7 protein-coding genes and 3 pseudogenes are annotated in these 9,437 nt (G+C 71.1%); 6 read left to right on the plus strand and 4 right to left on the minus strand.

The genetic code is table 11. The features are described 5' to 3' along the window. Positions 1–29: 29 nt before the first annotated feature. Positions 30–77: pseudogene (locus ADY01_RS40935) on the plus strand (hypothetical protein); the annotation flags it as partial. A 39-nt stretch (positions 78–116) separates the two neighbouring features. Here ADY01_RS40935 and ADY01_RS27365 read toward each other — a convergent pair. Further along, positions 117–635 (minus strand): annotated as a pseudogene (locus ADY01_RS27365) (NYN domain-containing protein); the annotation flags it as partial. Positions 636–828: 193 nt separating this feature from the next. Between ADY01_RS27365 and ADY01_RS41385 the strand changes: the two are divergent. Next, positions 829–957, plus strand: coding sequence for a hypothetical protein (locus ADY01_RS41385; RefSeq protein WP_267888483.1), 129 nt, complete (start codon positions 829–831; stop codon positions 955–957). A 94-nt stretch (positions 958–1,051) separates the two neighbouring features. Here the strand turns inward: ADY01_RS41385 and ADY01_RS27370 are convergent, their stop codons facing one another. Beyond that, positions 1,052–1,285: a hypothetical protein gene (locus tag ADY01_RS27370; protein ID WP_049578866.1), complete on the minus strand. Its 234-nt coding sequence runs from the start codon at positions 1,283–1,285 to the stop codon at positions 1,052–1,054. A 116-nt stretch (positions 1,286–1,401) separates the two neighbouring features. Next, positions 1,402–4,941, minus strand: a complete 3,540-nt coding sequence (dnaE, locus tag ADY01_RS27375; RefSeq protein ID WP_049578868.1) for a DNA polymerase III subunit alpha — start codon at positions 4,939–4,941, stop codon at positions 1,402–1,404. A gap of 246 nt (positions 4,942–5,187) precedes the next feature. Between dnaE and ADY01_RS27380 the strand changes: the two genes are divergently transcribed. The 3 genes from ADY01_RS27380 (at position 5,188) to ADY01_RS27390 (ending at position 8,392) form a co-directional block, all read left to right on the plus strand. Next, the gene (locus ADY01_RS27380; protein ID WP_049578870.1) at positions 5,188–5,868 is read left to right on the plus strand and encodes a hypothetical protein; all 681 of its coding nucleotides are present in this window, start codon (positions 5,188–5,190) and stop codon (positions 5,866–5,868) included. Between the two features lie 70 nt (positions 5,869–5,938). After that, on the plus strand, positions 5,939–6,790 hold the full coding sequence (locus tag ADY01_RS27385; protein ID WP_049578872.1) for a thioredoxin domain-containing protein: 852 nt from the start codon (positions 5,939–5,941) through the stop codon (positions 6,788–6,790). A gap of 90 nt (positions 6,791–6,880) precedes the next feature. After that, positions 6,881–8,392 carry a serine/threonine-protein kinase gene (locus ADY01_RS27390; RefSeq protein ID WP_049578874.1) on the plus strand — a complete coding sequence of 504 codons (1,512 nt, stop codon included), beginning with the start codon at positions 6,881–6,883 and terminating at the stop codon, positions 8,390–8,392. A 21-nt stretch (positions 8,393–8,413) separates the two neighbouring features. On the opposite strand, the gene ADY01_RS27395 is transcribed toward ADY01_RS27390, so the two are convergent. Further along, complete coding sequence (locus ADY01_RS27395) at positions 8,414–8,977, minus strand: dienelactone hydrolase family protein (RefSeq protein WP_049578876.1); 564 nt, start codon at positions 8,975–8,977, stop codon at positions 8,414–8,416. Between the two features lie 121 nt (positions 8,978–9,098). Between ADY01_RS27395 and ADY01_RS27400 the strand changes: the two are divergent. Next, positions 9,099–9,437, plus strand: a pseudogene (locus ADY01_RS27400) (mechanosensitive ion channel family protein); the annotation flags it as partial.

Consider the following 9,437-nt stretch of genomic DNA (forward strand, 5'->3'; position numbering starts at 1 on the left):
CCCACACCCGGCAGGTCCAGACCCCCGGCATGGTCTGCGCCGGCTTGCCCGAAGGCGGCGTGGACGCCTGCTCCCTGGACAGCGGCGGGCCGTTGGTGGTCGACGGCGTGCTGGTCGGCGTCGTCGAGGACGCGGCGCTCGTCGGCCTCGGCGACCAGGTCCTCGGACTGGTTGTAGTCGCCGTCGGCGGCCTGGACGGCCCACAGGTGAACGGCGACCCCGTGCTCCTTGGCCGACATCAGCCCCGGCAGCAGGTCGCCGTCGCCGGTGACGAGCACGATGTCGGCGCAGGCGCGGTTGCGCGCGAGTTCGGTGAGTTCGGCGTGCATGGCGGCGTCCACGCCCTTCTGCGCCCAGCGCCCGTCGCTTCGGGTGAGCGCCCCGAGGCGCACGGTGACGCGCGGCATCACGCGCAACCGCCGGTGCTCGGGCTGGGGAACGCGGTCGGGCGCGCCGTCGAACCAGTAGATCCGCAGGAGATGGCAGCCGGTGTCGGCCTCGGCCCGTTCTCGCAGGGCCTGGATGAGGGCGGCGTGATCCACGGTGATGCGGGGGCGGGCCGGCTCCCCCGCGAGAAGGCTGGCGGCGGCGCCCAGCAGATAGCCGGCATCCACCAGGACGACACAGCGGTCCACGTCGCACCTTCCTTCTCCTGAGCGTTTTCCTGAGTCTGCCCGAAGGGGACGCCGTTATCTGTGCCAACTCGATCTTCGGCGTGGCGAATCCGCCACCTGTCGCGCCCGGAATGCGAACTATGGCGGCCCGTGCGAATCTGGTCGCGGGCCGGCGTTCCCGCGAGGGCGGGTACGCCCGCGCCAGGAGGCGATCATGGCCAAGAACAGGAATCGCGACCGCAGGCCGGCGCCCGAGCCCGCGCCCGAGCAGCCGCGCACGGAGCCACCCGTCGAGCAACAACCCAAGAACCGCAAACGCGAAAGGCGCTTCGGCCACAACTGAGAGGCCGGAGCGGTGGACATGGAGGAGGGCGCGCCCCGGACCAGGGGCGCGCCCTCGCGCGTGCGGCGGCGAGCGCCACCGCTCACCGCGCATATCAGTCGTTGAACGCGTGCCTCTCATGCGCCGCCGCGAAATAGCGCGCGTCGGACACCTCGGATCTCACCGATTCCGCCGGCGCACCGCCCGGGCGCACGATGTCCCACGCCTCGTGGACACAGCGCAGCCGGTCCTCGAATGCGGTGCCGGGAAAATAGACGGCGAGTGCGTGCACGGCCTCCTGCCGGGAAACACGCACCTGCCGCAACAGGAATACCGCCTTGTCGATCATCCGAGCATCCACGGCGATCCACCCCTCATTCGGAGATTGGCTCCTTATTCGAAGGTAGACCTCTGAATGCCCCGTTCTGGTAAAGCGCCTTCCATCATCCGTCCAACATGCGGGCATCAACCGGCCAAACAGGCGGGCCCCAGAAGTGCCTTGAGGTCCCCGAACAGCGCGGGGTCGGCCCGCACGCGGTGCCGGTCGAGGCGCAGCACGGTCGTGGTGCGGGAGCCCTGGAGCCTGACCCGCACCTCGGTGGGGCCGCGGTGCTGGCCCAGCACCTCGCCGAGGCGCTCGACGAGCGGCGGGGTGACCTTGACCGTGGGGATGCTGATGGTCACCGGCGCGTCGGCCGACGCCTCGGAGAGGTCGGGCACCATCAGCTCCATGGCGACCAGGCGCGGCACGTCCTCGCGCTTGTCGAGGCGGCCCTTGACGAAGACGATCGCGTCCTCCACGAGCTGTGTGGAGACCAGCTGGTAGGAGGCGGGGAAGAACATGCAGTCGATGGATCCGCCCAGGTCCTCGACGGTGGCGATGGCCCAGGGGTTGCCCTGCTTGGTCATCTTGCGCTGGAGCCCGGAGATGATGCCGCCGATGGTGACGACCGCGCCGTCCTGGTAGTCCCCGGCGAGCGCGGAGATCGCCGCGTCGGCCTTGTCGGACAGAATGTGCTCAATACCGAAGAGCGGGTGGTCGGAGACGTACAGGCCGAGCATCTCGCGCTCCTGGGCCAGGAGATAGCTCTTCTCCCACTCCTCGTCCGAGAAGATCACGTCCATGCCGAAGCCGGGGCCCTCGGCGCCGTCGCCCTTGTCGTCCATGCCGCCGAAGAGGTCGAACTGACCTTCGGCCTCCTTGCGTTTCACCTGGACCACGTTGTCGATCATCGGCTCGAAATGGGCGGTGAGGCCCTTGCGGGTATGGTCCAGGGTGTCGAACGCGCCGGCCTTGATGAGCGACTCGACGGTGCGCTTGTTGCAGACGACGGCCTCGACCTTGTCGAGGAAGTCGGGGAACGAGCTGTACTTTCCCTTTGCCTTTCGAGTGGCCACGACCGAGTCCACGACGTTCTGACCCACGTTCCTGACCGCTGTGAGACCGAATACGATCGTATCGTCTCCGCGCGGGGTGAAGTGCGCCTCGGATTCGTTGACGTCGGGCGGCAGCACCTTGATGCCCATGCGGCGGCACTCGTTGAGATAGACGGCCGACTTGTCCTTGTCGTCGCGCACGGAGGTCAGCACCGCCGCCATGTACTCGGCCGGGTAATTGGCCTTGAGATATGCCGTCCAGTAGGTGACAAGGCCATATGCCGACGAGTGCGCCTTGTTGAACGCGTAGCCGGAGAACGGCACCAGCACGTCCCACACGGACTGAATCGCCTCGTCGGAGTAGCCGTTCGCCCGCATCCCGTTCTGGAAGGGGACGAACTCCTTGTCGAGGATCTCCTTCTTCTTCTTTCCCATGGCCCGGCGGAGCAGGTCGGCCTGTCCGAGCGTGTACCCGGCGAGCACCTGCGCGGCCTTCTGCACCTGCTCCTGGTACACGATGAGGCCGTAGGTGATGTCGAGGACCTCCTTCAGGGGCTCCTCGAGTTCCTTGTGGATCGGCGTGATCTCCTGCTGCCCGTTCTTGCGCAGCGCGTAGTTGATGTGGGAGTTCATGCCCATCGGCCCCGGCCGGTACAGGGCGCCGACGGCGGAGATGTCCTCGAAGTCGTCGGGCTTCATCATCCGCAGCAGGGACCGCATGGGCCCGCCGTCGAACTGGAAGACGCTGAGGGTGTCACCCCGTCCCAGCAGCTCGAACGTCTTCGGATCGTCGAGCGTCAGGTCGAGCAGCTTGATCTCGATGCCCTTGTTCTTCTTGATCAGCTTGACCGCGTCATCCATGATCGTGAGATTCCGCAGGCCCAGGAAGTCCATCTTCAGCAGGCCGAGCGACTCACACGTCGGATAGTCCCACTGCGTCACGACCACGCCGTCGTTCTTCGGCGCGAAGAGCGGCACATGGTCCACCAGCCGCTCGCTGGACATGATCACACCGGCGGCATGCATGCCCATCTGGCGGACCAGGCCCTCCAGGCCCTTGGCGGTGTCGATGACCTTCGTGACATCCGGCTCGTTCTCGTACATCCCCCGGACCTCGGCCGCCTCGCTGTAACGCGGGTGGTCCTTGTCCGTGATGCCGGAGAGCGGGATGCCCTTGCCCAGCACGTCGGCGGGCATCGCCTTGGTGATCCGGTCGCCCATCGCGTACGGGTAGCCCAGCACCCGGGAGGCGTCCTTGATCGCGGCCTTCGCCTTGATCGTGCCGTAGGTGCCGATCATGGACACCTTGTCCGCGCCGTACTTCTCCGTGACATAGCGGATGACCTCGCCGCGCCTGCGCTCGTCGAAGTCGATGTCGACATCCGGCATGGAGACGCGCTCGGGGTTCAGGAACCGCTCGAAGATCAGCCCGTGCTCGATCGGATCCAGGTCGGTGATGCCCATCGCGTACGAGACGATCGAGCCCGCCGCCGAGCCGCGCCCCGGGCCCACCGCGATGCCCTGCTCCTTGGCCCACATGATGAAGTCCGCGACCACGAGGAAGTACCCGGGGAACCCCATCTGGATGATGACGCCCATCTCGTACTCGGCCTGCCGCTGCCGGTCCTCCGGCACCCCGCCCGGGTAGCGGCGGGCCATGCCGCGCCGCACCTCCTCCTGGAACCAGGTGATCTCCGTGTAGCCGCCGGGCACGTCGAAGCGGGGCATCAGGTCGCGCGGCTCGAACCAGCCGGAGACATCGACCTGTTCGGCCACCAGGCGGGTGTTGGCGCACCCCTCCTGCCAGGCGTCCGAGGAGTCGATGGCATACATCTCCTCGGGCGACTTCAGGTAGTAACCGGTCCCGTCGAAACGGAAGCGGTCGGGATCGGACAGGTTCTTGCCGGTCTGCACGCACAGCAGCGCGTCGTGCGCGCTGGCCTCCTGCGCGTGCGTGTAGTGCGAGTCGTTGGTGACCAGCGGCGGGATGCCCAGCTTCCTGCCGATCTCCAGCAGCCCGTCCCGCACCCGGGTCTCGATCTCCAGGCCGTGGTCCATCAGCTCCAGGAAGTACCGGTCCCTGCCGAAGATCTCCCGGTACTCGGCCGCCGCCTTCATCGCCTCCTCCGGCTGCCCGAGGCGCAGCCGCGTCTGCACCTCCCCCGAGGGGCAGCCGGTGGACGCGATGAGCCCCTCGGCGTGCTGCGCGATGGTCTCCTTGTCCATCCGGGGCCACTTCACGAAGTAGCCCTCGGTGTAGGCGTCGGACGAGAGCCGGAAGAGGTTGTGCAGGCCCGTGCCGTTGTACGCCCAGATCGTCTTGTGCGTGTAACCGCCGGAGCCCGAGACGTCGTCCCGCTTCTGGTGCGGCTGGCCCCACTGCACCCGGCGCTTGTGCCGCCGCGACTCCGGCGCCACATATGCCTCGATGCCGATGATCGGCGTGATGCCCGCGCCCCGCGCCTGCTGGAAGAAGTCGTAGGCGCCGTGCAGGTTCCCGTGGTCCGTGATGGCGATATGTGACATGCCCATCTCCTGGCACGCCGCGAACATGTCCTTCAGCCGCGCCGCCCCGTCGAGCAGCGAGTACTGGGTGTGCACATGCAGGTGTGTGAAGGGCTTGGTCACTCCACGGGCCTTCCGCAGCAGGGTCAGGGATCCCCCGACCCTACATCCGTGAAAGCCCCGTCGAGCCGCCAGGTCAGCACTCGGGTCCATCGGCGTTTCCGCAGGTCAGAGCCCGATGATCAGCAATGTCCAAGGTCAGGACGGTGCCCGGTGGACGGCCCGGGAACACACCCCCCGCACCACCGGTACACACGTTCCGCGCCACCCCGTACCTCTCCGTCCGCCGCCGTGGCACACTCGGTTCCGATGGGCATATCGACTCCCGGAACGCGCGTGGCACGCGCGGCGGTCTTCGCCGCGCTCTGCGTCACGCTCTCCGTCGGCGCCCATGTGCTGCTCTCCGGGGCGCCGCTTCCCGCGCCGACCGTCGCCGCGGTCGGGGCGGCCGTCTTCGCCCTCGCCCTGCTGCTCGTCGGCGACGGCGAGCGCGGCTTCGGCGCCATCGCCTCGCTGCTGGTACCGCTGCACCTGGCGGCCGACACCGTCTTCACCACCGGGCAGGCCACCTGTTACGGCCCGGGCGGCGGCCCGGTGACCGGGCCGCTGCGGCTGCTCGGCGTCGATCTGCTCTGCGGCGGCGGGGACTTCGGCACTCCGCTGGCCTCGCTGGCCGCCGCAGGCCACGCCCCGCTGACCACCGCCGCCCCCGCCGGGCCCTGGGCGCTGCTCGGCGCCCACCTCCTGGTCGGCCTGGCCGCCGCGTGCTGGCTGCGCGGCGGCGAACGGGGCCTCGCCCGCCTCCTCTCCTCGGCCGCCGCCGCCACGTTCCGGCCGCTGCTCATCGCGGTCGCCGGCCGCGCCGGACTCCCACCGGCCACCGCCCCGCCGCCCCGCCGCCCGCGCCGCGCCCCCCGGGCCCCCGCGCTCCCTCTGCTCGCCCACTCCGTACCGCGTCGGGGGCCGCCGCGCCCCGCGCCCGCTCGCTGACCGCCCCGCGGTCGCCGAACGGGCCGGGCACGCCGACCAGCCATCCGACACGTTCACGGAGACATCCGACATGAGCAAGCGCAATTCCCCCGAGGCCAAGAGAGCCGCACGCGAGCGCCTGAAGGCCGAGCGCGACCGCCAGACCAGGCGCGCGACGATCCGCCGCCGGCTGATCGTCACCGGCTCCGCGGTGGCCGTCCTCGCCGGCGCGGGAGGCATCGGCATGGCCGTCGCCACCATGGGAGGCGGCGACGACGACACCGACTGGGGCGCCGTCCAGTCCCAGGTCGACAACGGCGGAGGGGGCGAGTTCCCGACCGCCGCGCCCGACCACGCCTCGGGCGAGGACGGCCTGACCGTCCGCGTCGGCGAGGAGGACGCCGCCAACACCCTGACCCTCTACGAGGACGCCCGCTGCCCCGCCTGCGCCGACTTCGAGCAGTCCCTCGGCACGACGGTCAGGGAGGGCCTGGAGAACGGCGACTACGCCGTCGAGTACGTCTTCGGCACCTTCCTGGACGGCAACCTGGGCGGCTCCGGCTCCAAGAACGCCCTGGGCGCGCTGGGCGCCGCCCTCGACATCAGCCCCGAGGCGTTCCTCGACTACCACGACGCCCTCTACTCGGCGGACTTCCATCCGCCGGAGTCCGACGACGAGTTCGGCGACGACGAGCGGCTGATCGCGATAGCCCAGGAGGTCCCCGAGCTCGCGGGCAACCAGGAGTTCGAGGACGCCGTCAACGAGGACACCTTCGCCGTCTGGGCGCTCCAGATGTCGCAGAAGTTCCAGGCCGACCCCGACGTGGAAGGCACGCCCACGCTCAAGTTCAACGGTGAGGTCATCGAACGGCCCGCGTCCCCCGAGGACTTCGCCGCCGTGATCGAGGCCAACAGCGTCGACGAGCAGCCGCCGGCCGGCTGACGCGCCCCGCCGCCGGGCGGGCCGACCGGTGCCTCGTTCGCCAAGGCACATGGTCGGCCCGCCCGTTGGCTTCCCCTACGCTTGTGCCCCATGACGTCGGCAGAACCGGGCCACCTCATCGACGGCCGCTTCCAGCTGATCCAGCGGCTCGGCCACGGCGGCATGGGGGCCGTGTGGCGGGCCATGGACCAGGCGCTCCACCGCGAGGTGGCGCTCAAGGAGGTGCGCCCCGCCGACCCGGGGCAGGTCCAGGGGCCCGGGGCGGAGGCCACGCTCAGGGAGCGGGTGCTGCGCGAGGCGCGCGCCCTCGCCCGGCTCAACCACCCGCACGTCGTGCGGATTTACCACATCGTCGATGTGGCGCCCTTCCCCTGGCTGGTGATGGAGCTGGTGCGCGGCGAGAGCCTGGAGGCCCGCGCCGCCCGGGGCCCGGTGCCGGCCCACGAGGCCGCCCGCTACGGCCGCCACGTGCTGTCCGCGCTGCGGGCCGCGCACGCCGAGGGCATCCACCACCGCGACGTGAAACCGGCCAACGTCCTGCTCCGCGAGGACGGCTCCGCGGTCCTCACCGACTTCGGGATCGCCGCCATCGCCGGCACCTCCTCGCTGACCATGACCGGCGGCATCATCGGCTCCCCCGAGTACATCGCCCCGGAACGCGTCAGGGGCAGGGGCGACGAACCGGCGGCCGACTTCTGGTCGCTCGGCATCATGCTCTACATCCTGACCGAGGGCTACAGCCCGCTGCGCCGCGGCACCACGCTGGCCACGCTCTCCGCGGTCCTGGAGGACCCGGTGCCGCCACCGGCCCGCTCGGGGCCGCTCTCCGAGGTGCTCACCGCGCTGCTGGTCAAAGACCCCGCCGCCCGGCCCCGCGCCGCCCGCCTCGATGCGATGCTGACCGCGGCCGAGCAGGGCTGGTCCCGGAGCCCGACCGAGACCGCCGCCGTCCCGCACCCCGCGCCCACGGCCGCGCCCGACGCCACCACCGGCACGGCGCCCACCCCGCCGCGCGGCGGGCACCGCCTCGGGCTGATCACCGCCGCCGCCGGGGCCGCCCTCGTGATCGGCGTCGGCGCCACGGCCGCGGTGATGGCCATGGGCGGCCCCGACACCCGGGAGCGGCCGGGCGCGGGCGGCGGCACCGGGAGCGAGACCCCCGGCGGGCCGGAGGCGGAGACCCCCGTCGCCTCCCCGCCGGACACGGAGGAGAGTCCCGAGGAGAGTCCCGAGGAGGTCGGCGAGGGAGAGGACGGCGAGGGAGAGGAGGACGAGGAGGGCCGGTGGGTGGCCCAGCTGTTCTCCGAGCCCGCCGGCTCGGGCACCGGGGTCAGGGACGAGCGGCTCGGCGCCGTCCGCGCCACGGTCCCGGACGCCGAGGTGCTGCTCAGCACCGACTACCCCTCGCTGCGGCCCGGGTACTGGTTCATCTACGCGCCCGGCCCGTTCGCCGACGGCCACGAGGCCCTCGCGTACTGTGCCGCGCACGGCCTGACCACGGGCAACGAGTGCGTCGGCCGCTACCTCAGCCGCGACCCCGGCGACGCGGACCTGCTGTGCAACCCCGACGACCTGGCGAACAGCCGCTGCGAGGACGACTGATCCGCCCGCCGGCGGCCCCGTTCACCCCAGCTCCGCGAGGAACCCGAGCGCCGTGCGCCAGGTGGCCTCGGCGGCCTCCGCGTCGTGGTCGGGCGACTCGGGATCGGTGTACAGGTGGCCCGCGCCCTGGTAGTGGAAGACCTCCACATCCGCCCCGGCCCGCCGCATCCGCAGGTACCAGGCGTTCAGCCAGTCGTTCGGCTCGAACGGGTCGGGGTCCGCGACATGCAGCTGCACCGGCAGCCCGTCGGCCGCCGCGTCCTCCGCGATGTCCGAGGTCCCGTGCAACAGCAGCAGCCCCCTGGCCTTGCTGTCCCCCAGCGCCAGGTTCTGCGCCAGCGCCGCCCCCAGCGAGAAGCCCGCGTACACCGTCCCGGAGTCCGCGCCGGGGGCGCTGGCGGCGATGGCCCGGCGCAGCAGCTCGTCCCGGCCGATCTCCTGCGAGATCGCCATCCCCTCGTCCGGTGACGCGGCGGTGTGCCCGTCGAAGAGGTCGGGCGCCACGACCCGGTGACCGGCGGCCTCAAGGCGCTCCGCCGCCGCCACGACCGCGGGGCGCAGCCCATGGACGGAGTGGAAGAGCATGACATGACTCACGTGTCGACCGGCCCTCTCGTGCCACGCGCGGCTCTCGGACGAGCCATCCTGCCAGCTAGCCTTGCAGACGCAAGCAAGCAGACGGGTGACGGGAAGGCTGGAGGAACCCATGGACGATGTGCTGCGGCCGCTCGCGGTCATCGGCGGCACCATCGCGCTCACCCTGGCCCTCGGGTGGCTGATCGACCGGGCGCTGCGCGCAGCGGACGCCCGCCACCCCGACACCCGGCTCTGGCGCCTGATGCGGCGCTGCCAGCTCCCGCTCCAGGTGCTGCTCGCCTCGTCCGCGGTGCAGGTCGCCCACAGCGCGTTCGACCTCCACCTGCGCCGGGACGACATCATCCAGAACCTGCTGGCGATGCTGACGATCTTCGCGGCGGCCTGGCTGACGATACGCGCCGCCGGCGCCGTCGCGGAGAACTCGCTGGGACGGTACGAGGCGCGCACC

The organism is Streptomyces sp. SBT349 (assembly GCF_001083795.1).
Taxonomy (GTDB): Bacteria; Actinomycetota; Actinomycetes; order Streptomycetales; family Streptomycetaceae; genus Streptomyces.